Here is a 21,772-nt window from a genome sequence, read left to right as displayed (position 1 = left end):
ACATGACATTCACCCTTCGGGCTGCAACCGCCCCACCGCCTGGGCGCACAACGACTGGCAGGCCATGACCAACCCCTCCATCACCCGGTCGCCCACGTACTGCCCGGGTTCGCCGTTCTGCCGGGTGCGTTCGGCCGCCAGCAGCATTTCCAGCACCACCCGCAACCCGGTCAATGCGCAATCGGCGTCGGCCAGGGCGAGGCAGCGGCCGGGCAGCTGGTGACGCTCCGGCCAGGGCTGCCCGTCGGCCGCCGCACCGGAGCCGATGCGGTGGAGGTTGGCAATGAAGGTGTTCCGGTCAATCGCAGGCGAAGCCGGTGGCGAACCGTCGTCAGTGGCGGCGCTGCGGTAGGCGTGCAGAGGCGGGAAGTCCGATTCGTTCATGGCAAGGCTCCGTGCAGGGCAATCGGCAGCCGCCACTCATAAAAGTGGCGGACGGTACGTGGTTCGAACACCGGGTTGATGTCAGTCCGGCGGGCCCGAAGGCCCCCACGCACCGCCCGCCATAGCCGGCAGACGGATTGCCAGCCGGCGCCACGCTGAGGTGGCGCCGGCTGGCAAGCGCATACATCAACATCAACTCGGGTGTTCGAAGCCCGGCCACCCTTTTCCGGTGGCACGCCATCTGAGCCCCTGGCGCTGTGCAATGCCAATCAGAAGAGTTGTAAACATCACTCGATTGGAGACGCTTTCGGCATTCTCCCATGCTGTTAAGCACTGCCAGCGCTGGCTGGCGCGGCGGTCCGCCCGCACCGTGCAATCTGCGACAGATGTCGAGGTTGGGGGGCGTTAGGGAACAAGGGGGGAGGGGCGATGACGACAGGCTCTGCGGGGAGCGACCTGTGTCGAGCACGGCCCGCGTCTACAGGTGCCAAAGCGTGACGTGCGACTCGGGTTGACGTTCCCAGCCACCAAGCGCAGGCTTGCTCAGCACGTTTCCTAAACAGAAGGAGACTTATGACCGCCACCGCTTCGCTGCACCCCACCCCCGACACCCAAGGCCGTTCCCGCCTGTGGAGTGTGTTCTGGCTGCAGGGCGTCATTCCCAGCAACATTCTGTGGGCGGTGGCCCTCTGGGCGCTGGCCAACCAGCGCACCACGCTGCTGCTGGGGGTATTTGCCGTGCTGCTGCTCTATACCGGCTGGATCATCCCGGCGGTCTGGCGGGCGGCGCCCACCGCGCACAACCCCAACCTGGGCGTGGCGGCGCGCGGGCTGACCGTGGCCTGGGGGCTGAACACCGTGCTGGTGATCTTCTTCCTGACCCTGCAGCTGGTGGCTCAATAGAACTGAACGGGCTCGCCGCCACGGTCGAAGGCGGCGAAGCGGCCGATCTGACCGTCATGGATGGCGTTGACCATCAGCCGCAACGGGCGCGCGGCTTCGTCGCTGTTCGGCGCGAAACCGCCACGGCCATCCAGCGCCGCTACGAACACCAGGTCCCAGCCGATGCCGGTGGTGGTCGATTCGGCCGCCAGCGCCTGGAAGCTGGGCACCTCGGCCGGCAGCTTGTCCACGCACAGCACCGGCGACAGGGTGCCGCCCTCGCGGCGGTCATGACGGTCGCGCTGGTCGCTGGTGGGCGATTCGGGCAGCTCGGCGCGCACGAATACGAACAGCAGGCGTTGCGGTTCAGCCTGCTCGCCGGCGGCGTGCAGCAGTTGCTGGAAATCGTTCATCATCATGAGGGTTGTCACACGCCCGCTGCACGGAAAGCCGCATGCTGCCACAACGCCTGCCGCGCGGGCCGAACGCGATTGATTTAAGTCATGCCGATGGAACTGAAGGCCGCGTACTCTGGCAATCGTTCCAGCAGGCGAGGGTATCCGGGCCGTTCCGGGCACAGGCAAGACGGTGGAGCAACAAGGTGGACCAGCCATGAGCCAACTCACCGACGGTTTCGGACGCAGCTTTCCGTACCTGCGCCTGTCGCTGACCGAAGCCTGCAACTTCCGTTGCAGCTACTGCCTGCCCGACGGTTACCAAGCCGATGGCCGCCCGCGCTTCCTGCAGGTGGAGGAGATCGGCCGCCTGGTGCGGGCCTTTGCCGCGCTGGGGATGAGCAAGATCCGCCTGACCGGCGGTGAGCCCAGCCTGCGCAAGGACCTGGACGAGATCATCGCCACCGTGGCGGCGGTGCCGGGCATCCGCAAGGTGGCCATCACTACCAACGGCACGCTGCTGCCGCGGCGCCTGCCGGGCTGGCACCGGGCAGGCCTGACTGCGCTGAACGTGAGCATGGACAGCCTGCAGCGCGAACGCTTCAAGACCATCACCGGCCATGACCGCCTGCCGGAGATCCAGCAGGGCCTGGCCCTGGCGCAGGCGTTGGGCCTGCCGGCGATCAAGCTCAACGCGGTGCTGCTGCGCGGCCTGAACGACGACGAGCTGCCGCAGTGGATGGACTACCTGCGCGACCGCCCCTTCAGCGTGCGCTTCATCGAGCTGATGCGCACCGGCGACAACGAAGCTTATTTCCAGCGCCACCACCTGCGCGCCGACGTGGTGATCGAGCAGCTGCTGGCCGCGGGCTGGCACGAGCGCCCGCGCGCGGCCGATGCCGGCCCGGCGCGCGAGTTAGGCCACCCCGACCATCGCGGCAGCATCGGCATCATCGCGCCGTATTCGCGTGACTTCTGCAAGGGCTGCAACCGCCTGCGGGTGACCGCCAGGGGCGACCTGCGGCTGTGCCTGTTTGGCGAGTTCGGCGTTCCGCTGCGCCCGCTGCTGCAGCGCGACGAGGACCGCGACGCGCTGCTGGCACGCATCACCACCCAGCTTGGCCTGAAAGCGGCCGGGCATGGACTGCACCAGGGCCAGACCGGGCTGACCCCGCACCTGGCCTCCATCGGAGGATGAGCAACACGATGAGTGGGGAATTGAATGCGGCCTTCCATATGGCCGATGTCCGTGACAAGCGCATCACCCGCCGCCGTGCGGTGGCGGTGGGCGAGTTGCATGCCGGTCCAGTGGCGTATCCGCTGATCGTCGAGCGCCGCCTGCCCAAAGGCGATGCGCTGGTGATGGCCGAGATTGCCGGCCTGCAGGGCGCCAAGATGGCGTCGATGCTGATGCCGCTGTGCCATCCGCTGCCGCTGGAACTGGTGCAGGTGTTCTGCGCACCGGTGCCGGAGCGGCAGGCGATCCGCGTGTGGTGCGAGTGCGCCAGCGAGGCGCGCACCGGCGTGGAGATGGAGGCACTGGCCGGCGTCAACGCGGCGCTGCTGACCCTGTACGACCTGAGCAAGCCGGTGGAACCGGCGCTGCGCATCGAAGGCATCCGCCTGCTGTTCAAGGAAGGTGGCAAGCGCGGTGTCTGGCTGCACCCCGACGGCATGGACGATGCCGAGCGCACGCGTTTCAAGCCGCGTGCGCCGAAGGGCCTGGAGGGCGCGGCCTGCGCGGTGATCACGCTGAGTGATCGCGCCAGCGAAGGCACCTATGAGGATGTGTCCGGCCCAACCCTGGTGACCGGCGTGAAAAAGCTGGGTGGCGACGTAGTGGCCGCCGAGGTCTTGCCCGATGGCATCGAGCCATTGGTGGGCCGCCTGCAGGCCTTGGCCGCCGAGGGCGTGCGCCTGTGCCTGTGTACCGGCGGTACCGGGCTGGGCCCGCGTGACCTGACCCCGGAGGCGCTGCGTTCCTTGAACGCGCGGCCGGTGCATGGCCTGGCGCAGATGGTACGGGCACTGAGTGCACAGCACACGCCGATGGCCTGGCTGAGCCGCGCCGAGGTGGTGCAGCTGGGCAACATGCTGGTGTTTGCATTGCCCGGCAGCCCGAAGGCGGCGGCGCAGTGCCTGGACATCCTGGCGCCGGTACTGGGCCACGCCCTGGCGATGGTCGAGGGGGATGGCCACGCATGATTCCCTACAGCGAGGCCTTGCAGCACCTGCTGGACGCGGCCACGCCGCTGCCGGCCGAGCGCCTGCCGCTGCATGAGGCCGGCGGCCGTACCCTGGCCAGTGACATCCACAGCGGGCAGTCGTTGCCGCCGTTCGACAATTCGGCAATGGACGGCTTCGCGCTGCGCGCCAACGGCGCGACGTTCGAGGCCGGTACCGAATTCGCGGTGCAGGGCTGGCAGGCGGCCGGCGATGCCGGCGCCGAAGGCGGCGAGGGTGCCTGGGAAATCATGACCGGTGCGCGCATGCCGTCGGGGCTGGATACGGTGGTGCCGGTCGAGAACGTGGACATCCTCGCCAGCGAGGAGGGGCGCCCGACCCGCATCGCCCTGAAGGGCACGGTGAAGCCGGGCCAGAACGTGCGCCTGCGCGGCCAGGATGTACGCGAAGGCGAGCGTGTGCTGCAGGCCGGGCAGGTGCTGGATATCAATGCGCGCACCCTGCTGCATGCGATCGGCGTGGGCGAGGTGGCGGTGGTGGCGCGGCCGAAGGCGGCAGTGATCGCTACCGGCAAGGAGTTGGTGACCGAGGCGGCGCAGACGCTGGAATCCGGCCAGATCCGTGACAGCAACCGGCCATACCTGGTCGGCCGCCTGCAGGCCGCCGGTGCCGAGGTGGTGTGGCAGGGCACGGTGGGCGACGACGTGGCCGCGTTCAATGCGGTGCTGGATGAAGCGCTGGCTGCGGGTGCGCAGCTGTTGATCAGCACCGGCGCGGTGTCGGCCGGCCGCTACGATTTCGTTCCCGACGCGCTGCGCGGACGGGGTGCGCGCATCGTGTTCCACAAGGTGGCGATCCGCCCCGGCAAGCCGTTGCTGTTTGCGGTGCTGCCCAATGGCGCGCTGTATTTCGGCCTGCCGGGCAATCCCGTCTCGGCGGCCGTGGGCCAGCGCTTCTTCGTCGAGCCGGTGCTGCGCCGCCTGCTGGGGCTGGCACCGGAGCCGGTGCTGACGTTGCCGCTGCAGGCCGACGTGCGCACGCCGCCGGGCCTGCGCTTCCACGCGCGGGCGCGGGTGGAAGTGGACGCGCAGGGGCGCCTGAGTGCGCGCGTGCTGTCCGGGCAGGAATCATTCCGTTTGATGTCCATGCTGCAGGCCAACGCCTGGGTGGTGTTGGAAGGCGAGGGCAGCGTGGCCGCTGCCGGCACGCCAGTGCGCGTGCAGGGCTGGGGTCATCAGGACCCGGTGCAGCTGGCGAGCCAGGAGCCGTGATGAGACAGGTGAATCTGCAGTTGTTCGGTGCGTTTTCCGATCTGGATGCAAGCCGTGAAATCGCGGTGGAGGTGGCTGGTGGCACCGTGGCCGATCTGCGCCAGGCGCTGCGCGAGCTGCTGCCACTGCGTTGGCCGGGTTTCCGTGCCGGCCTGCTGGATTACTCGGCATTCGCCGATCAGCAACGCGTGCTGCGCGACGACGAGGCGCTGCCCGACGATGGCCGGGTGGCGATCCTGCCGCCGGTGAGCGGGGGCTGAGCGATGAGCGAGACGATCATTGCCAAGGTGGTGGACCGCGCGCAGGCGGCGATCGATCCGGCCGAAGGCATCGCGGCGGTCTCCGATCCGGGCTTCGGCGGCATCGATGTGTTCATCGGCAAGGTGCGCGACGTCAACATCGGCCGGCCGGTGACCGGGATCACCTACGACCTGTTCGAGCCGCTGGTGTTGAACGAGTTCAAGCGGTTGGCCGCCGAGGTCGAGGCGACGTTTGGCCCGAAGCTGAAGCTGTATGTGGCCCATGCCAAGGGCCGGCTCGGCATCGGCGATGTGGCGGTGGTGGTGGCCGCCGGCAGCCCGCACCGTGACGAGGCATTCCGGGCCTGCCGGCAATTGATCGAGGTGGTCAAGCACCAGTGCCCGATCTGGAAGCAGGAACATTACGAAGACGGCGACAGCGCGTGGAGCGAGGGCTGCAGCCTCTGCCACGCGGACAGTGAACCTGCACATGCCCATGACCATGCGCACGATCATCAACATTGATGCCGGCGCAGCCACGCATGGCGTGGCTCTACTGCGATGAGCATCACCGGCATCGTGCTGGCCGGTGGCCTGTCCACCCGGATGGGCTGCGACAAGGCGCTGCTGCCGTGGCAGGGGCGCACGCTGCTGGAACACATGCGGGGCCTGTTGATGCAGGCTGGCGCACGCGAGGTCTGGGTCAGCGGAAATTACCCGGCGTTCGGCGGCATACCGGACCGCCTGGCACGTTGCGGGCCGCTGGGCGGGCTCTACAGCGTGGCGATGCGCATGCCCGATGGCCCGGCCTGGGTGGTGCCGGTGGATACACCGCTGCTGCCGCCGCGATTGCTACAGAAATTGCGTGACGGCCATCGCGGTCCATGCACGATCTTTGCGGGCCACCCCCTGCCCATGCTGGTGGATATAGACGATGCTTGCCGCAACGTACTTGGATCGATGCTGGATGACCCGGACGGCCCGCGCTCGCTGCAGGCCCTGCAGCGCCGTCTTGGCGTGAATTCCGTGGCCCTGGCGCCGGTTGACGAGGCCGGGCTGGTCAACTGCAATACCCCCGAACAATGGGAGGATGTTGCGTCATGAAAGTGCAGTTGCAGGACCAATCGGTACGGCTTCGCCTGGACGAGGCCGAATTGGCGCGCCTGCTGGCCGGTGAATCGGTCGAGAACATGACCCGCTTCGGCGGTATCGAGGGCTGGGGCATGGCGGTGTCGCTGCATGGCGGCGAGCGGCCGGTGCTGCTCGATGGTGGCACCTTCTGCCGCCTGGTGCTGCCGCGCCCGGCGGTTGAGGCCTTGGCGGCGCGGCTGCCGTGCCGGGATGGCCTGCCATTCGACATTGCCCTGGAAGATGGCAGCCGGCTTCAGCTGCAGTTCGATGTGGACGTGCGCGACAGCGTGCGCCAGCGCGGAGTCACGCGCCGCAATACCGCTTCATCGGTTTGACATTTGTCAGGGGCAGGGTGAAAACCGGCCCCTGATTGATCCAGATCAACCCCGTCGTAGTTGCCGCACGGCCTAATGGCTGCACGACGACGGGTCACAACTTGAAAGCAATACCCACGTCATTCCACAGCCTTGGAGCCATGTATGACCGTCGGTAGCGATCCTGTTGTCCGCAGCACTGCCCGTCCGGGTCGCGTCATCAGCGACTGGACGCCGGAGGACCCCGGCTATTGGGAGCGCACCGGCAAGCGGGTTGCCACCCGCAACCTGGTCATCTCGATCCCCTCGCTGCTGCTGGCCTTCTCGGTCTGGGTGCTGTTCTCGGCGGTGTCGATCAGCCTGCCGAAGATCGGCTTCAACTTCAGCACCGACCAGCTGTTCTGGCTGGTGGCGCTGCCCAGCCTGTCCGGCGCGACCCTGCGCATCTTCTATTCGTTCGTGATCCCGATCTTCGGCGGCCGCCGCTGGACCGCGCTGTCGACCGCCTCGCTGCTGGCGCCGACGCTCTGGCTCGGCTTTGCGGTGCAGGACCCGGCCACGCCGTACTGGGTGTTCGTGGCCATCGCGATCCTGTGCGGCTTCGGTGGCGCGAACTTCTCATCGTCGATGTCCAACATCTCCTTCTTCTATCCCAAGCAGAAGCAGGGCCTGGCGCTGGGCCTGAACGCTGGCCTGGGCAATGTGGGCGTGTCGGTGGCGCAGGCGGTGATCCCGCTGGTCATCACTGTAGGCGTGTTCGGTGCGCTGGGTGGTGCACCGCAGCCCACGGTGGAGGGTGGGGCACCGCTGTTCCTGCAGAACGCCGGCTTCATCTGGGTGCCGGCCATCGCGCTGTGCGCCATCGCGGCCTGGTTCGGCATGAACGACCTGACCAGCGCCCGCTCGTCGTTCTCCGAGCAGGCGGTGATCTTCCGCCGCAAGCACAACTGGCTGATGTGCTGGTTGTACATCGGTACCTTCGGTTCCTACATCGGTTTCTCGGCCGGCTTCCCGATGCTGGTGAAGAGCCAGTTCCCGGACGTGAACCCGCTGGCCTACGCCTTCATCGGCCCGCTGCTGGGCGCACTGATGCGCTCGGTGGGTGGCAGCATGGCCGACCGCTGGGTGGCGCACGCCTGACCTTCTGGGCGTTCGCGCTGATGATCGCCGCGGTGTTCGGTGTGTTGCACTTCCTGCCCAGCGATGGCCAGGGCGGCAACTTCCATGGCTTCCTGCTCAGCTTCATGGCGCTGTTCGTGCTCAGTGGCATCGGCAACGGCACGACCTTCCGCATGATCCCGGTGATCTTCCGCACGCTGCATGAGCGCTGGTCGGCCAACGACAACGCCGAGGGCAAGGCTACCGCCGCGCACCAGGCCAGCATCGAGTCGGCTGCGGTGGTCGGCTTTTCCGGTGCGATCGGCGCCTACGGCGGTTTCTTCATTCCCAAGAGCTACGGCTCGTCCATTACGTTGACCGGCAGCCCCGACATGGCGCTGTACGGATTCGTTGTTTTCTATGTCACCTGCCTGGCCGTGACCTGGTGGTGGTACTACCGGCGCGGTGCCGAGACACCCTGCTGACGACATGAAAACGCACCGCAGCCAGATGACACACACAGCCACGATGCCGATGTCCGCAAAGGGAGATCCCCGATGAGTTATTTCCTCGATCGCTTGCAGTTCTTCAAGCGTGACCCCCAGACCTTTGCCGATGGCCATGGATGTGCCAAGAGCGAGGGCCGCGACTGGGAAAACAGTTACCGCGCCCGCTGGCAGTACGACAAGATCGTGCGGTCCACCCATGGGGTGAACTGCACCGGCTCCTGCAGCTGGAAGATCTACGTCAAGAACGGCCTGGTCACCTGGGAAACCCAGCAGACCGATTACCCGCGCACGCGTCCGGACCTGCCCAACCATGAACCGCGTGGCTGCCCGCGTGGCGCCAGCTACTCCTGGTACCTGTACAGCGCCAACCGGCTGAAGTACCCGCTGATCCGCGGCACGCTGCTGCGCCTGTGGCGCGAAGCGCGCAGGAGCAAGGCCCCGGTCGATGCCTGGGCCAGCATTGTTGAAGACAAGGAGAAGGCGCGTTCGTACAAGACCCGCCGCGGCATGGGCGGCTTCGTGCGCCTGCAGTGGGAAGAGGCCAACGAGATCATCGCCGCTTCCAATCTGTACACGGTGAAGCAGTACGGCCCGGACCGCGTGGTCGGCTTCTCGCCGATTCCGGCGATGTCGATGGTGTCCTACGCCGCCGGCGCGCGTTACCTGTCGCTGCTGGGCGGCGCCTGCCTGTCGTTCTACGACTGGTACTGCGATCTGCCGCCGGCCTCGCCGCAGATCTGGGGCGAGCAGACCGACGTGCCCGAATCGGCCGACTGGTACAACAGCCGCTACATCATCGCCTGGGGCTCGAACGTGCCTCAGACGCGTACGCCCGATGCGCACTTCTTCACCGAAGCGCGCTACAACGGCACCAAGACGGTGGCGATCTGCCCGGACTATTCCGAGCTGGCCAAGCTGACCGACCACTGGCTGCACCCCAAGCAGGGCACCGACGCTGCGCTGGCGTTTGCGTTCGGCCATGTGATCCTGCGTGAGTTCCATGTCGATTCGCCCTCGCAGTATTTCCAGGACTACTGCCGCCAGTACTCGGACATGCCGATGCTGGTGCGCCTGGAGCGCCGCGACGATGGCCGCCTGGTGGCGGGCCGCTTCCTGCGCGCCAGTGAGCTGGGCGGGCTGGGTGAAGCCAACAACCCGGACTGGAAGACCCTGGCCTACGACGAGAACAGCGGCCAGATCGTGGTGCCCAATGGCTCGATCGGTTTCCGCTGGGGTGAAAAGGGCCGCTGGAACATCGAAGAGAAGGCCAGCAATGGCGCCGACACGCGCCTGCGCCTGAGCTTGTCCGACGCCAATGACGGCATCGAGGCGGTGAGCTTCCCGTACTTCGGTGGCATTGAAAGCGACGGCTGGACCGCCGCACCGGCCGAAGACGTACTGGACCGCAACATTCCGGTGCGCCGCCTGGCCACGGTCGACGGCGGCGAGACGCTGGTGGCCACGGTCTACGATCTGCTGCTGGCCCAGTACGGCGTGGACCGTGGCTTTGGCGGCGGCAACGTGGCATCGAGCTTCGATGACAGGGTGCCGGGCACGCCGGCGTGGCAGGAGCGCATCACCGGCGTGTCGCGCGCCGAGGTGATCGAGATCGCCCGCGAGTTCGCGCGTACCGCCGACAAGACCCACGGCCGCTCGATGATCATCGTCGGCGCGGGCATGAACCACTGGTTCCACAACGACATGAACTACCGCGGCCTGATCAACATGCTGATCATGTGTGGTTGCGTGGGCCAGACCGGCGGCGGCTGGGCGCATTACGTGGGCCAGGAGAAGCTGCGCCCGCAGACCGGCTGGCAGCCGCTCGCGTTCGGCCTGGACTGGAGCAAGCCGCCGCGCCACATGAACGGCACCTCGTTCTTCTATTTCAACACCGGGCAGTGGCGTTACGAGAAGCTGCAGGTGGACGAGCTGCTGTCGCCGCTGGCCGATGCCCGCAAGTACAGCGGCAGCCTGGCTGACCTGAACCTGCGCGCGGTGCGCATGGGCTGGCTGCCGAGCACCCCGCAGCTGGACCGCAACCCGCTGCAGCTGGTGCGCGAGGCCGAAGCGGCCGGCGTGGCCCCGGCGGACTACGCGCTGGGCAAGTTCAAGGATGGCTCGCTGGACTTCGCCTTCGCCGACCCGGACGCCAGTCAGAACCACCCGCGCATGATGTTCATCTGGCGCTCGAACCTGCTCGGTTCCTCGGGCAAGGGCCACGAGTACATGCTGCGGCACCTGCTGGGTACGCGCCACGGGCTGCAGGGCAAGGACCTGGGCGAAATGGGCGCAGTGAAGCCGCAGGAGGTGAAGTGGCGCGACGAGGCGCCGGAAGGCAAGCTGGACCTGCTGGTCACGCTCGACTTCCGCATGTGCACCACCGCGCTGTACTCGGACATCGTGCTGCCGACGGCAACCTGGTACGAGAAGGACGACCTCAACACCTCGGACATGCACCCGTTCATCCACCCGCTGTCCAAGGCGGTGGACCCTGCGTGGGAATCGCGCAGCGACTGGGACATCTTCAAGGAGGTGGCCCGCACCGTGAGCGAGATGGCGCCGGGCGTGCTGGGCGTGGAGAGGGACCTGGTGCTGGTGCCGACCCTGCACGACACCCCAACGAGCTGGGCATGCCGTTCGGCGTAGCCGACTGGAAGAAGGGCGAGTGCGAGGCCATTCCGGGCCAGACCATGCCGTCGATGACGGTGGTGGAGCGTGACTACCCGAACCTGTACCGCAAGTTCACCTCGCTCGGCCCACTGCTGGACAAGCAGGGCAACGGCGGCAAGGGCATGAGCTGGGACACGAAGCACGAGGTCGAGTTCCTCGGCAAGTTGAACCACACCGTGCACGAAGAAGGCATAAGCCAGGGGCGCCCGGCCATCTCGACCGCGATCGACGCGGCCGAAGTAATCCTGCACCTGGCGCCGGAAACCAACGGCCACGTGGCGGTGAAGGCCTGGGAATCGCTGGGCGCCTTCACCGGTCGCGAGCATACGCATCTGGCGGTGGGCAAGGAGCACGAGGCGATCCGCTTCCGTGACATCCAGGCGCAGCCGCGCAAGATCATCTCTTCGCCGATCTGGTCGGGACTGGAAGACGACAACGTCAGCTACAACGCCGGCTATACCAACGTGCACGAGCTGATTCCGTGGCGCACGGTGACCGGTCGCCAGCAGTTCTACCAGGACCACGAATGGATGATCGACTTCGGCGAGGCCTTCATGAGCTATCGCCCGCCCGTCAACACGCGCACGGTGGAGCCGCTGCTGAACCAGCGCCCGAACGGCAACAAGGAGATCGTGCTGAACTGGATCACCCCGCACCAGAAGTGGGGCATCCACAGCACCTACAGCGACAACCTGATCATGCAGACGCTGTCGCGCGGTGGTCCGATCGTGTGGATCAGCGAGGACGACGCGCGCAGTGCCGGCATCGTCGACAACGACTGGATCGAGCTGTTCAACGTCAACGGTGCGATCGCCGCGCGTGCGGTGGTCAGCCAGCGCGTGATGCCGGGCATGGCGATGATGTACCACGCGCAGGAACGCATCATCAACGTGCCGGGCTCGGAGATTTCCGGCACCCGCGGCGGCATCCACAACTCGGTGACCCGCATCGTGCTCAAGCCGACTCACATGATCGGCGGCTACGCGCAGCTGGCCTATGGCTTCAACTACTACGGCACCTGCGGAACCAACCGCGACGAGTTCGTGATCGTGCGAAAGATGGACAAGATCGATTGGCTGGACGATGAGGCAGTACCTGCAGCTGTAAAGGAGGTGGTGTGATGAAGGTCCGTGCACAGATCGCGATGGTGCTGAACCTGGACAAGTGCATCGGCTGCCATACCTGCTCGATCACCTGCAAGAACGTCTGGACCTCGCGCGAGGGCGTCGAGTACGCCTGGTTCAACAACGTGGAAACCAAGCCGGGCATCGGCTACCCGAAGGAATGGGAGAACCAGGACAAGTGGAACGGCGGCTGGGTGCGCAGCCGCGCCGGCAAGCTGGTGCCACGCGCAGGTGGCCGCTGGCGCATGCTGGCCAAGATCTTCGCCAACCCGGACCTGCCGCAGATCGACGACTACTACGAGCCGTTCGATTTCGACTACCAGAACCTGCACACCGCCAAGGACAGCCAGCACCAGCCCACCGCACGCCCGCGTTCGCTGATCAGTGGCGAGCGCATGCAGAAGATCGAGTGGGGCCCGAACTGGGAGGAGATCCTCGGTTCGGAGTTCAGCAAGCGCTCACGCGACTACAACTTCGACCAGGTGCAGAAGGAGATCTACGGCGCCTTCGAAAAGACCTTCATGATGTACCTGCCGCGCCTGTGCGAGCACTGCCTGAACCCGGCGTGCGTCTCGGCGTGCCCCTCGGGCGCGATCTACAAGCGCGAGGAAGACGGCATCGTGCTGATCGACCAGGACAAGTGCCGCGGCTGGCGCATGTGCGTGTCGGCGTGCCCGTACAAGAAGATCTACTACAACTGGAAGAGCGGCAAGTCGGAGAAGTGCATCTTCTGCTACCCGCGCATCGAGATGGGTGAGCCAACCGTGTGCTCGGAAACCTGCGTGGGCCGCATCCGCTACCTGGGCGTGATGCTGTACGACGCCGACCGCATCGCCGAGGCCGCTTCGGTAGCCGCCGAGAAGGACCTGTACCAGGCCCACCTGGACATCTTCCTGGACCCGAACGATCCGGCAGTGATCGCCGCCGCGCGCAAGGAAGGCATCCCGGACAGCTGGCTGGATGCGGCCAAGCAGTCGCCGGTGTACAAGCTGGCGATCGACTGGAAGCTGGCGCTGCCGCTGCACCCGGAATACCGCACGCTGCCGATGGTCTGGTATGTGCCGCCGCTGTCGCCGATCCAGTCCGCCGCCGAGCGTGGCCGCGTGGGCATGAGCGGCGAGCTGCCGGACGTGGCGTCGCTGCGCATCCCGATGCGCTATTTGGCCAACCTGCTGACGGCCGGTGACGAGGCGCCGGTGGTACGCGCGCTGGAGCGGCTGATGGCGATGCGTGCCTGGCGCCGGGCCAAGAACGTGGACGGCGTGGAAGACACCGCCGTGCTGGAACAGACCGGGCTGAGCATCGCCCAGGTGGAAGAGATGTACCGCTATCTGGCCATTGCCAACTACGAGGACCGTTTCGTGATTCCGACCGGCCACCGCGAGTACGCCAACGACGCCTTCGGTGAGCGCGGCGGCTGCGGCTTCAGCTTCGGAAACGGCTGCAATGGTGACAGCCCGGCGGACCTGTTCGGGCAGCGCAAGACCACCACCTTCGTGGTGGACAAAGGCCCGAACCAGCGCCGCAAGGAGGTGGTGTGATGAGCGTGCTCAAGCTGGTCGGGGTGTTGCTGGACTACCCCCGCGAGGAACTGTGGGAGCACGGCGAGGAGCTGCTCGCCGCCTGTGACGACCCGGCGCTGAACCCGCCCGCCGCCAGCAGCTGCGCAGCTTCGTGCAGCAGCTGCTGGCCACCGATGCGCTGGATGCACAGGCGGCGTGGCTGGCCAGTTTCGACCGCGGCCGTTCGATGAGCCTGTTGCTTTTCGAACACATCCATGGCGAGTCGCGCGACCGCGGCCAGGCCATGGTCGATCTGGTCGAAACCTACCGCCGCAACGGCTTCGAACTGGATGCCCGCGAGCTGCCGGATTACCTGCCGTTGCTGCTGGAGTTCCTGGCCCACCGCCCCGGTAGCGAGGCCCGCGAGTGGCTGCACCACATCGGCCATATCGCCGGCATGCTGGCCGCGCGTGCCGCCGAGCGTGAGCTGCCGCACCGGGTGCTGTTCGAGATCCTGGTCGAAGCCGGTGACGGCAAGGCCGATCTGCAGGCGCTGCGCCAGCGTGCCAGCGAGGAAGTCCGCGACGATACCGCCGAGGCCATGGACCGCTTGTGGGAGGAGGAGGCGGTGCGCTTCGGCGCCGAAGCCCCTGCCGAAGACTGCAAGCCGCCCGTGCGTTCGCCGGCCCGTCCTTCGCATCGTGAGGTCCAGCCATGAGTTACTCCCTGCATCAATTCGCCTTCCAGTACTACCCGTACATCGCCGTGGCAGTGCTGCTGATCGGCAGCTGGGCCCGCTATGACAAGGCCATGTACACCTGGCGCACCGGCTCCAGTCAGATGCTGTCGGACAAGGGCATGCGGCTCGGCAGCAACTGCTTCCACATCGGTATCCTGGCCATCCTCGGCGGCCACCTGGTCGGGCTGCTGACGCCGCACGCGGTGTACGAGCACTTCATCACCTCCTCGCAGAAGCAGATGCTGGCGATGGTGGTCGGTGGTGTGTTCGGCGCACTGTGCTTCATCGGCATCAGCATCCTGCTGGTACGCCGCCTGTTCAATGCGCGTGTTCGGGCTACCGGCAGCTTCGGTGACACCCTGGTGCTGGTGCTGCTGTTCGCGCAGCTGTGCCTGGGCCTGTACAGCATCCGCGTCTCGTCCGGTCACCTGGACGGTGGGGTGATGGTGCAGCTGGCCGAGTGGGCGCAGCACATCGTGACCTTCCGTGCCGGTGCCGCTGATTACATCGAGGGCGTCAGCTGGGTCTACAAGATGCATATCTTCCTGGGCCTGACCCTGTTCCTGATCGCGCCGTTCACCCGCCTGGTGCACGTATGGAGCATTCCGATCAGTTACCTGTGGCGGCCCTACCAGGTGGTGCGCCGCCGTCAGGCCACGCTGCGCTATGGGCCGCGGGAGTAAACCATGCGCAGCCTGCCGAAATTCCTGCCGATTACCGTGATCGACTCCGCCGCACCGGTTCCCGCCGAGGCGCATTCGCACCACCATGACGCGGCGGCGCAGGGGCCGCGTTCGCTCGGGCAGCCGGCACCGTGCCGGCTGTTCGTGGACGAGACCGCGATCAGCGAGGCCGACATCGCCCGCGAGATGCAGCACCACCGGGCGATGCGCCCGCAACAGTCACGTGCCGAAGCGGCACGCGCACTGGTGGTGCGCGAACTGCTGCGCCTGGAAGCGCAGCGGCTGGGCCTGCAGGCGCCGGAGGGTAACCGGGTAAGTGACGAGGAAGTGCTGATCCAGCAGCTGCTGGAAGACGCGATCGAAGACCGCGTGCCGACCGATGAAGACTGCCGGCGCTACTTCGAGCAGAACCCGGAGCGCTTCCGCTCCCCCGACCGTGTGCGCCTGCGCCATATCCTGCTGGCCGCACCGGCCGACGACGTGGCCGGGCGCTTCGCTGCACGCACCGAGGGCGAGCGGCTGGTCGGACTGCTGAAGGAGTCGCCGCACCTGTTCGCCGATTTCGCCCTGCGTCATTCACGCTGCCCGTCCAGCAGCGAAGGCGGTGACCTGGGCTGGCTGCAGCGTGGGCAGACCACGCCGGAGTTCGACCGACAGGTGTTCCGCCTGCGCGAAGGCCTGGCCGGTTTCCCGGTGGAATCGCGCTGGGGCTACCACGTGGTCTGCGTCGATGCCCGCGAGGAAGGCAAGCCGCAGCCGTTCGAGGCCGTGCTGCCGCAGCTGCGTGACTACCTGGAGTTGCAGGTGCGGCAGCGCGAGGTGCAGGCCTACCTGCTGCAGTTGCAGGAACGCTACCCGGTGCGCGGGCTGGATGAGATCGAAGCCGAAGCGGATATCGGCTGAACCCCTTTGAACGAGGAAAATTCATGAACCAGGCCCTTGCCCCCGCCAGTGCCGGGCAGCAGCAACGTGCGCTGTGGCTGAGCACGTTCGCCTTCACCGTGTGCTTTGCGGTGTGGATGATCTTCTCGATCATTGGTATCCAGATCAGTCAACAGCTCGGTTTGAATGACACCCAGTTCGGTCTGTTGATCGCCACGCCGGTGCTGACCGGCTCGGTCAGCCGCGTCTTCCTCGGCATCTGGTCCGACCAGTTCGGTGGCCGCAAGGTGATGGTGCTGGTGATGCTGTGTGGTGCAGTCGCTACCTGGATGCTGACCTACGCACAGACCTACAGCCAGTTCCTGGTTGCCGCGCTGTGCGTGGGTATCACCGGCGGCAACTTCTCGGTGGGCGTGGCCTACGTCTCGAAGTGGTTCCCGGCCAGCAAGCAGGGCACTGCGCTGGGCATCTTCGGTGCCGGCAACATCGGTTCGGCGGTGACCAAGCTGCTGGCGCCGCTGGTGATGGTGGCGGCCGGCTGGACCATGGTTGCCAAGGTCTGGGCCGTCGCGCTGGCGGTCACTGCGGTGCTGTTCTTCCTCTTCAGCAAGGAAGACCCGTCTCTGGAACAGCGCCGCCGCGAAGGCGTGAAGCCGGTGCCGTTCGCCGAGCAGATGGCACCACTGAAGAACCTGCAGGTATGGCGGTTCTCGCTGTACTACTTCTTCGTCTTCGGCGGCTTCGTGGCGCTGGCGTTGTGGCTGCCGCACTACCTGGTTGGCGCCTATGGCATGGACGTGGGCCACGCCGGCATGCTGGCGGCGTGCTATTCGATCCCGGCCAGCCTGTTCCGCGTGGTCGGTGGCTGGATGTCGGACCGGATGGGCGCGCGCCGGGTGATGTACTGGACCTTCGGCGTGTCGGCCATCTGCACCTTCCTGCTGGCCTACCCGGATACCGAGTATGTGGTGAAGGGTATCCACGGGCCGCTCCATTTCCATCTGGCCATCGGCGTGGTGATGTTCACCGTGCTGGTGTTCGTGCTGGGCTTCTTCATGTCGCTGGGCAAGGCCGCGGTCTACAAGCACATTCCGGTGTATTACCCCAGGCATGTGGGCGCGGTGGGCGGCGTGGTCGGCATGATCGGCGGCCTGGGTGGCTTCGTCCTGCCGATCGTGTTTGGCGCGTTGAACGATGCGGTGGGCATCTGGAGCAGCTGCTTCATGCTGCTGTTCGTGCTGGTGGCGGCTGCACTGGCGTGGATGCATTTCGCGATCCGCCGCATGGAACGTCGCCACTTCCCGCAGATCGACCGCGAAACCGACCTGCCCGAAGCCATCGACGCGGCCGCCGCCGAGCGGGTGCGCGGCGGGTGAAGGGTGCTGCCGGCCAGCGGCCGGCACTACCAGGACGATACGCGGCGGGTGAAGGGGTGATGCCGACCAGCGGCCGGCACGACCGAGTGGTGGGTGAAAGGGTAGTATCGGCCGCTGGCCGGCAGGAACCATCAGATGCGCCACGCTTGATTTCAATCAGGGCCACGCGAAGAGGAACGCCCGAAGATGTCTGCCATGAGCTTCCACGTTGACGAGAGCGAGGACACTGCGCTGCAGGCGGCATTGCTGCGGCAGCCACGGCACGTGCTGTTTCCGCCGGCTGACCAGTTCAGTACCGGCTTTGGCGAAAGCGGGTGGCGCGCCGCCGTGCGCGCCAGCAACGAGCACCTGATCCCGCGTGGTTTGACGCTCGGCTTCCAGGCGGGTCGTGGCGGGCGCGACGTGCCACCGCAGGCGTATCTGGACACCCTGCTGCTGGCGCTGCGCCTGCAGGCCGGCGCGCTGGCTGAAGATCGCGAGGTGGTGGCAATGGTGCTGCAGTTGGGGCTGGCCGAGACGCTGCCGCCACCGCAGCTGGGCCAGCTGCTGGATGCCGTGCCGCAGTACTTGCGCACCGTGGCGCGGCCACAGGTGGAGGTGCGGCTGGACGCGGGCAGCACGCTGGCGCCGGCACAACTGCGTGCGGTGGGCTGCACCCGCCTGAACGTGATCGATCGCGCCGATGCACCCGGGCCGACGCTGCTGGCGCATGCGCGACAGGTGGGCTTTACCGCGCGCTACTACCAGTTGCGGGTGCCCGGCAGCGCGGATACCGGCTTCATCGAACGACTGCATGAGGTGCTGGCCGAAGCGCCCGAGCGCATCCTGCTGCCGGCGCCTTGCGCGCTGCCAGAGCATCCCTCGGCGGCACGATGGCTGCAGAGTTGGCGCCTGCTGCGCGCAGCAGGCTACGAACCGATCGGTGGTGACCACTACCAGCGCGGCGACCTGCCGATCCCGCATGGCCCGGGCGATGGCCAGCGTCATTGTGACCTGGCCGGCGTGCCACGCCGCGACCGCAGCGATTTCATCGGGCTTGGCCTGTCCGCCTGCAGCCAGATCGGCGAGGTGTTCTACCGCCTGGAGGACGAACTGGGCGAATGGAGTGCGCGGCTGCAGGCCGGGCATATGGGCGTGTCTGCCGGATTGATCCTGTCCGAAGACGAGCGACTGGCGGCCGAGGTGGCGCAGAGTATCGCCTGCGATCACGCGCTCGATGCGGCTGCCTTCGAATGGCGCAACGATGAACCATTCGAAGAATGCTTCGCCGGGCAGCTGCCAGCATTGGCACCGTTGCTGGCGCGCGGCTGGGCGCACTGGGATGCGCGCGTGCTGCGGCTGGCCGAAGAAGGGCGCCTGCTGTGGCGTATGATGGCCGCATGCTTCCGGCCGGCGGCCGCCATCGCTTGAGTCTTGCCCAGATGTCTTCGAATCCGCCTTCGCACGGCCGCCTTGGACAGGCCACCCCGAACCCCGCCGCCGCCGATGACGGCGACGCGCTGCACTTCTGCAGCACCTGCGCGTTTTCCGACGCCTGCATGTCGCAGGGCTACGACAAGACCGCACTGGGCGATCTGCACGTGCTGGTCGACCACGTCGGTCCGTTCCATGCGGGTGACTACATCTTCCGCGCTGGCGAGTCGTTTGATTCGATTGCTGCGGTGCGCGCCGGCATGGTCAAGACCTTCGTCGACGACAGCCAGGGCAACGAGCAGGTGCTGGGCTTCAGCCTGCCGGGCGAAGTGATCGGCCTGAATGCGATCCACGGTTCGCGCTTCCCCTGCAATGCGGTGGCGCTGGATACGGTGCATCTGTGCCGCATCTCGTTCCCAAAGCTGAGCTCGCTGGCCACGCGCATGCCCGGGCTGCAGGCCAAGCTGTTCAGCCTGCTCAGTGCGGAGATCGGCAAGGTCGCCACGCTGGCCGCCAACCACCGTACCGAAGAGCGCATGGCCGCATTCCTGCTGGACATGTCCGAGCGCTACGCGCGGCGCGGTTTTTCTGCCACGCGCTTCAACCTGACGATGGCGCGTACCGAGATCGCCAACTACCTGCGGATGGCGCCGGAAACCGCCAGCCGCGTGCTGCGCCGCCTGAGCGATGATGGGATCATCGCGGTGAAGCAGCGTGAGATCCTGCTGCTGCAGCCCGAGCGCCTGGCCGCGCTGGCGGTGGCCGACGAATCCGATCCGAACTGAACCTGGCCGGGAGCCGACGATGAAGCGAGCTGGACTGTTGTTGCTGGGCCTGCTGGCCACGGTGCCGGCCTGGGCGGCCACGCTGACCGTTTCGGCGGCATCGAGCCTGACCGAGAGCTTCCGCGAACTGGGCAATGCCTATGAGAAGGCGCACCCGGGCACCAAGGTCGATTTCAACTTCGCCGCGTCCGGCGTGTTGCTGCAACAGATCAGCCGCGGTGCGCCGGTGGATGTGTTCGCCTCGGCCGACGAAACCACGATGGACCAGGCCCAGCAGCAGGATCTGCTGGCGGCCGGCACCCGCGAGGTGTTCGCGGTGAACGCGCTGTGGGTGGTGGTGCCACCGCAGGCCAAGGCGGCGCCGCGTACCTTGAAGGACCTGGCCGGTGCCGGTGTGCAGCGCATCGCACTGGGCAACCCGGACAGCGTGCCGGTCGGCCGCTATGCCAAGGGCGCACTGGAAGTGGCGCGCCTGTGGTCGTCGGTGCAGGGCAAGACCATCACCACGCAGAACGTGCGTCAGTCGCTGGATTACGTGGCGCGCGGTGAAGTGGATGCCGGCTTCGTCTATGCCACCGATGCGCAGGCGATGCCCGACCGGGTGCGCCGTGCGTTCGCGGTGCCGGTGTCCGGGCGCATTGCGTATCCGCTGGCGGTGACCAGGGCCAGTACGCAGCCGGCAGAGGCACGGCGCTTCGCTGCCTTCGTGCGTTCGGCACAGGGGCAGGCGATTCTGGCCAAGCACGGGTTCGGCAAGCCCTGAGGCATGGATCTGGACTGGACCGCGCTGGGGTTGTCGCTGAAGGTGGCCGGCTGGGCCACCGCGATCAATCTGGTGCTGGGCGTGGCGCTGGGCGCGTTGCTGGCCCGCCGTCGCTTCCCCGGGCGCGAGCTGCTGGATTCGCTGCTGACCCTGCCGATGGTGCTGCCACCGACGGTGCTGGGGTACTACCTGCTGGTGTTGATCGGTCGCAATGGTCCGATCGGTGCGTGGCTGCAGTCGTGGTTCGGCATCAACCTAGTGTTCACCTGGCAGGCGGCCGTGATTGCTGCGGCGGTGGCCTCGCTGCCGCTGGTGTTCAAGCCGGCACGCGCGGCGTTCGAGGAAGTGGACGGGCAGCTGGAGCAGGCCGCACGCACGCTGGGTGTGTCCGAAGTGGCGGTGTTTTTCCGCATCACGCTGCCACTGGCGTGGCGCGGCATCCTCGCCGGCCTGCTGCTGGCGTTTGCGCGCGCAATGGGCGAGTTCGGCGCGACGCTGATGGTGGCCGGCAGCATTCCGGGCCGGACGCAGACGTTGTCGATCGCCATCTACGAGGCGGTACAGGCCGGCCAGGACGGCAAGGCCAATGCGCTGGTGATTCTCACCTCGGTGGTCTGCATCGTGATCCTGTTGCTGGCCGCGCGGCTGGTGGGCGGGCGTCGCCGGGAGCTGCGCGATGTGGCTTGACCTGCAGGTGCAGCGTCGCCTGCAGGCGGCCGGCCAGGAGTTCGTGTTGGACGTATCGCTGCAGTGCACGCAGCGGCAGGTGGTGTTGTTCGGGCCTTCGGGCGCGGGCAAGAGCCTGACCTTGAAGGCGGTGGCCGGGCTGCTGCGGCCGGGCCAGGGTCATGTGCGCGTGCAGGGGCAGACCCTGTTCGATGCGGCCACCGGCGTGGATCTGCCGCCGCAGCGCCGCCGGCTGGGCTATGTGTTCCAGGATTACGCGTTGTTCCCGCATCTGAGCGTGCGCCAGAACGTGGCGTTCGGGCTGGAGAAGGGGTGGTTGAATCCACGGAACCGCCAGCGCTTCGGTGCGGTGGAGCAGTGGTTGCACGCCTTCCGCATCGACACCGTGGGTGATCTGCTGCCCTCGCAGATTTCCGGCGGGCAGCGCCAGCGCACCGCACTGGCGCGGGCGCTGGTGACGCAACCGCAGGCGCTGCTGTTGGATGAACCGTTCTCCGCACTGGACCACGACCTGCGCCAGCACCTGCGCCAGGAGCTGGAAACCGTGCTGGACCGGACCGGGATCCCGTTGTTGTTGATCAGCCACGACCCGCAGGACGTGGCCATGTTCGGCCAGCAGGTGGCGCGCATGGTGGACGGCCGCATTGTCGGCAATTGACCCGTGATGGACGCACCGGCGATGGTTGGTCACATCTGATGGTAGTGCCGGCCGCTGGCCGGCAACCACGGAATCCTGAGCAG

Annotated in this window: 21 protein-coding genes and 2 pseudogenes; 21 read left to right on the top strand and 2 right to left on the bottom strand. The window is 66.9% G+C overall.

The window, feature by feature from the left end:
- Nucleotides 1-9 precede the first annotated feature (9 nt).
- Nucleotides 10-384 (bottom strand): hypothetical protein, encoded by a 375-nt coding sequence (locus DL544_RS11980; protein ID WP_065185692.1) that lies wholly within the window; start codon nt 382-384, stop codon nt 10-12.
- 573 nt (nt 385-957) lie between these two features.
- On the opposite strand from DL544_RS11980, the gene DL544_RS11975 reads away from it, so the two are divergent.
- Entirely contained in the window at nt 958-1,287 is a 330-nt protein-coding gene (locus DL544_RS11975; protein ID WP_005416862.1) for a hypothetical protein, read from the top strand.
- Here the strand turns inward: DL544_RS11975 and DL544_RS11970 are convergent.
- A complete protein-coding gene (locus tag DL544_RS11970; RefSeq protein ID WP_139728120.1) occupies nt 1,281-1,685 on the bottom strand; it encodes a ribonucleotide reductase subunit alpha in 405 nt (134 codons plus the stop codon). The genes DL544_RS11975 and DL544_RS11970 overlap by 7 nt on opposite strands.
- A gap of 193 nt (nt 1,686-1,878) precedes the next feature.
- On the opposite strand from DL544_RS11970, the gene moaA reads away from it, so the two are divergent.
- The 20 genes and pseudogenes from moaA to DL544_RS11875 all read left to right on the top strand — a co-directional run bounded on the left by moaA (nt 1,879) and on the right by DL544_RS11875 (nt 21,689).
- Nucleotides 1,879-2,859 carry a GTP 3',8-cyclase MoaA gene (gene moaA, locus DL544_RS11965; RefSeq protein ID WP_139727205.1) on the top strand — a complete coding sequence of 327 codons (981 nt, stop codon included), beginning with the start codon at nt 1,879-1,881 and terminating at the stop codon, nt 2,857-2,859.
- A gap of 8 nt (nt 2,860-2,867) precedes the next feature.
- The gene (gene moaCB, locus DL544_RS11960) at nt 2,868-3,866 is read left to right on the top strand and encodes a bifunctional molybdenum cofactor biosynthesis protein MoaC/MoaB (RefSeq protein WP_139727203.1); all 999 of its coding nucleotides are present in this window, start codon (nt 2,868-2,870) and stop codon (nt 3,864-3,866) included.
- A complete protein-coding gene (locus tag DL544_RS11955) occupies nt 3,863-5,116 on the top strand; it encodes a molybdopterin molybdotransferase MoeA (RefSeq protein ID WP_139727200.1) in 1,254 nt (417 codons plus the stop codon). Before moaCB ends, DL544_RS11955 begins: the two co-directional genes overlap by 4 nt.
- Nucleotides 5,116-5,376 (top strand): MoaD/ThiS family protein, encoded by a 261-nt coding sequence (locus tag DL544_RS11950; RefSeq protein WP_065177647.1) that lies wholly within the window; start codon nt 5,116-5,118, stop codon nt 5,374-5,376. The genes DL544_RS11955 and DL544_RS11950 overlap by 1 nt, the downstream gene beginning before the upstream one ends.
- A 3-nt stretch (nt 5,377-5,379) precedes the next feature.
- Nucleotides 5,380-5,880 (top strand): molybdenum cofactor biosynthesis protein MoaE, encoded by a 501-nt coding sequence (locus DL544_RS11945; RefSeq protein ID WP_005416853.1) that lies wholly within the window; start codon nt 5,380-5,382, stop codon nt 5,878-5,880.
- Nucleotides 5,881-5,916: 36 nt separating this feature from the next.
- Nucleotides 5,917-6,459 carry a molybdenum cofactor guanylyltransferase gene (gene mobA, locus DL544_RS11940; RefSeq protein WP_065185687.1) on the top strand — a complete coding sequence of 181 codons (543 nt, stop codon included), beginning with the start codon at nt 5,917-5,919 and terminating at the stop codon, nt 6,457-6,459.
- Complete coding sequence (locus DL544_RS11935; RefSeq protein WP_053499740.1) at nt 6,456-6,821, top strand: hypothetical protein; 366 nt, start codon at nt 6,456-6,458, stop codon at nt 6,819-6,821. Before mobA ends, DL544_RS11935 begins: the two co-directional genes overlap by 4 nt.
- Before the next feature lie 144 nt (nt 6,822-6,965).
- The gene (locus DL544_RS11930) at nt 6,966-7,940 is read left to right on the top strand and encodes an MFS transporter (protein WP_306287067.1); all 975 of its coding nucleotides are present in this window, start codon (nt 6,966-6,968) and stop codon (nt 7,938-7,940) included.
- Nucleotides 7,941-7,960: 20 nt separating this feature from the next.
- Nucleotides 7,961-8,383, top strand: coding sequence for an MFS transporter (locus tag DL544_RS22240; protein ID WP_306287066.1), 423 nt, complete (start codon nt 7,961-7,963; stop codon nt 8,381-8,383).
- A 72-nt stretch (nt 8,384-8,455) separates the two neighbouring features.
- Nucleotides 8,456-12,198, top strand: a pseudogene (locus tag DL544_RS11925) (nitrate reductase subunit alpha).
- Complete coding sequence (gene narH, locus DL544_RS11920) at nt 12,198-13,742, top strand: nitrate reductase subunit beta (protein ID WP_065177652.1); 1,545 nt, start codon at nt 12,198-12,200, stop codon at nt 13,740-13,742. Before DL544_RS11925 ends, narH begins: the two are co-directional and overlap by 1 nt.
- Nucleotides 13,742-14,421, top strand: a pseudogene (narJ, locus tag DL544_RS11915) (nitrate reductase molybdenum cofactor assembly chaperone). The gene narH and the pseudogene narJ overlap by 1 nt, the downstream one beginning before the upstream one ends.
- Nucleotides 14,418-15,125: a respiratory nitrate reductase subunit gamma gene (gene narI / locus DL544_RS11910; protein ID WP_005416840.1), complete on the top strand. Its 708-nt coding sequence runs from the start codon at nt 14,418-14,420 to the stop codon at nt 15,123-15,125. The pseudogene narJ and the gene narI overlap by 4 nt, the downstream one beginning before the upstream one ends.
- Nucleotides 15,126-15,128: 3 nt before the next feature.
- Nucleotides 15,129-16,028, top strand: coding sequence for a peptidylprolyl isomerase (locus tag DL544_RS11905; protein WP_139727198.1), 900 nt, complete (start codon nt 15,129-15,131; stop codon nt 16,026-16,028).
- A gap of 23 nt (nt 16,029-16,051) precedes the next feature.
- Complete coding sequence (locus tag DL544_RS11900) at nt 16,052-17,383, top strand: MFS transporter (protein WP_139727196.1); 1,332 nt, start codon at nt 16,052-16,054, stop codon at nt 17,381-17,383.
- 195 nt (nt 17,384-17,578) lie between these two features.
- The gene (locus DL544_RS11895) at nt 17,579-18,793 is read left to right on the top strand and encodes an oxygen-independent coproporphyrinogen III oxidase (RefSeq protein WP_065177654.1); all 1,215 of its coding nucleotides are present in this window, start codon (nt 17,579-17,581) and stop codon (nt 18,791-18,793) included.
- Nucleotides 18,794-18,804: 11 nt separating this feature from the next.
- Complete coding sequence (locus tag DL544_RS11890; protein WP_005416832.1) at nt 18,805-19,581, top strand: helix-turn-helix domain-containing protein; 777 nt, start codon at nt 18,805-18,807, stop codon at nt 19,579-19,581.
- A gap of 19 nt (nt 19,582-19,600) precedes the next feature.
- Complete coding sequence (modA, locus tag DL544_RS11885) at nt 19,601-20,344, top strand: molybdate ABC transporter substrate-binding protein (protein ID WP_065185684.1); 744 nt, start codon at nt 19,601-19,603, stop codon at nt 20,342-20,344.
- A 3-nt stretch (nt 20,345-20,347) separates the two neighbouring features.
- Nucleotides 20,348-21,031: a molybdate ABC transporter permease subunit gene (gene modB, locus DL544_RS11880; RefSeq protein ID WP_065177657.1), complete on the top strand. Its 684-nt coding sequence runs from the start codon at nt 20,348-20,350 to the stop codon at nt 21,029-21,031.
- Nucleotides 21,021-21,689, top strand: coding sequence for a sulfate/molybdate ABC transporter ATP-binding protein (locus tag DL544_RS11875; protein WP_065185683.1), 669 nt, complete (start codon nt 21,021-21,023; stop codon nt 21,687-21,689). The genes modB and DL544_RS11875 overlap by 11 nt, the downstream gene beginning before the upstream one ends.
- Nucleotides 21,690-21,772 lie beyond the last annotated feature (83 nt).

This window comes from Stenotrophomonas sp. pho, from assembly GCF_006228405.1.
In the GTDB taxonomy this organism is placed as follows: Bacteria; Pseudomonadota; Gammaproteobacteria; order Xanthomonadales; family Xanthomonadaceae; genus Stenotrophomonas; species Stenotrophomonas sepilia.
The sequence above is the reverse complement of the archived record's forward strand: the minus strand, read 5'-3'. Positions and strand labels throughout refer to the sequence as shown.

Excerpts from the sequence above, each read along its gene's own strand:
- DL544_RS11875 (WP_065185683.1), top strand. The coding sequence starts at position 21,021 with ATGTGGCTTGACCTGCAGGTGCAGCGTCGCCTGCAGGCGGCCGGCCAG.
- moaA (WP_139727205.1), top strand. The coding sequence starts at position 1,879 with ATGAGCCAACTCACCGACGGTTTCGGACGCAGCTTTCCGTACCTGCGC.
- DL544_RS11935 (WP_053499740.1), top strand. The coding sequence starts at position 6,456 with ATGAAAGTGCAGTTGCAGGACCAATCGGTACGGCTTCGCCTGGACGAG.
- DL544_RS11890 (WP_005416832.1), top strand. The coding sequence starts at position 18,805 with ATGTCTTCGAATCCGCCTTCGCACGGCCGCCTTGGACAGGCCACCCCG.
- DL544_RS11945 (WP_005416853.1), top strand. The coding sequence starts at position 5,380 with ATGAGCGAGACGATCATTGCCAAGGTGGTGGACCGCGCGCAGGCGGCG.
- DL544_RS22240 (WP_306287066.1), top strand. The coding sequence starts at position 7,961 with ATGATCGCCGCGGTGTTCGGTGTGTTGCACTTCCTGCCCAGCGATGGC.
- moaCB (WP_139727203.1), top strand. The coding sequence starts at position 2,868 with ATGAGTGGGGAATTGAATGCGGCCTTCCATATGGCCGATGTCCGTGAC.
- DL544_RS11900 (WP_139727196.1), top strand. The coding sequence starts at position 16,052 with ATGAACCAGGCCCTTGCCCCCGCCAGTGCCGGGCAGCAGCAACGTGCG.
- modA (WP_065185684.1), top strand. The coding sequence starts at position 19,601 with ATGAAGCGAGCTGGACTGTTGTTGCTGGGCCTGCTGGCCACGGTGCCG.
- modB (WP_065177657.1), top strand. The coding sequence starts at position 20,348 with ATGGATCTGGACTGGACCGCGCTGGGGTTGTCGCTGAAGGTGGCCGGC.
- DL544_RS11970 (WP_139728120.1), bottom strand. The coding sequence starts at position 1,685 with ATGATGATGAACGATTTCCAGCAACTGCTGCACGCCGCCGGCGAGCAG.
- DL544_RS11930 (WP_306287067.1), top strand. The coding sequence starts at position 6,966 with ATGACCGTCGGTAGCGATCCTGTTGTCCGCAGCACTGCCCGTCCGGGT.
- DL544_RS11955 (WP_139727200.1), top strand. The coding sequence starts at position 3,863 with ATGATTCCCTACAGCGAGGCCTTGCAGCACCTGCTGGACGCGGCCACG.
- DL544_RS11980 (WP_065185692.1), bottom strand. The coding sequence starts at position 384 with ATGAACGAATCGGACTTCCCGCCTCTGCACGCCTACCGCAGCGCCGCC.
- mobA (WP_065185687.1), top strand. The coding sequence starts at position 5,917 with ATGAGCATCACCGGCATCGTGCTGGCCGGTGGCCTGTCCACCCGGATG.
- narH (WP_065177652.1), top strand. The coding sequence starts at position 12,198 with ATGAAGGTCCGTGCACAGATCGCGATGGTGCTGAACCTGGACAAGTGC.
- DL544_RS11975 (WP_005416862.1), top strand. The coding sequence starts at position 958 with ATGACCGCCACCGCTTCGCTGCACCCCACCCCCGACACCCAAGGCCGT.
- DL544_RS11905 (WP_139727198.1), top strand. The coding sequence starts at position 15,129 with ATGCGCAGCCTGCCGAAATTCCTGCCGATTACCGTGATCGACTCCGCC.
- narI (WP_005416840.1), top strand. The coding sequence starts at position 14,418 with ATGAGTTACTCCCTGCATCAATTCGCCTTCCAGTACTACCCGTACATC.
- DL544_RS11950 (WP_065177647.1), top strand. The coding sequence starts at position 5,116 with ATGAGACAGGTGAATCTGCAGTTGTTCGGTGCGTTTTCCGATCTGGAT.
- DL544_RS11895 (WP_065177654.1), top strand. The coding sequence starts at position 17,579 with ATGAGCTTCCACGTTGACGAGAGCGAGGACACTGCGCTGCAGGCGGCA.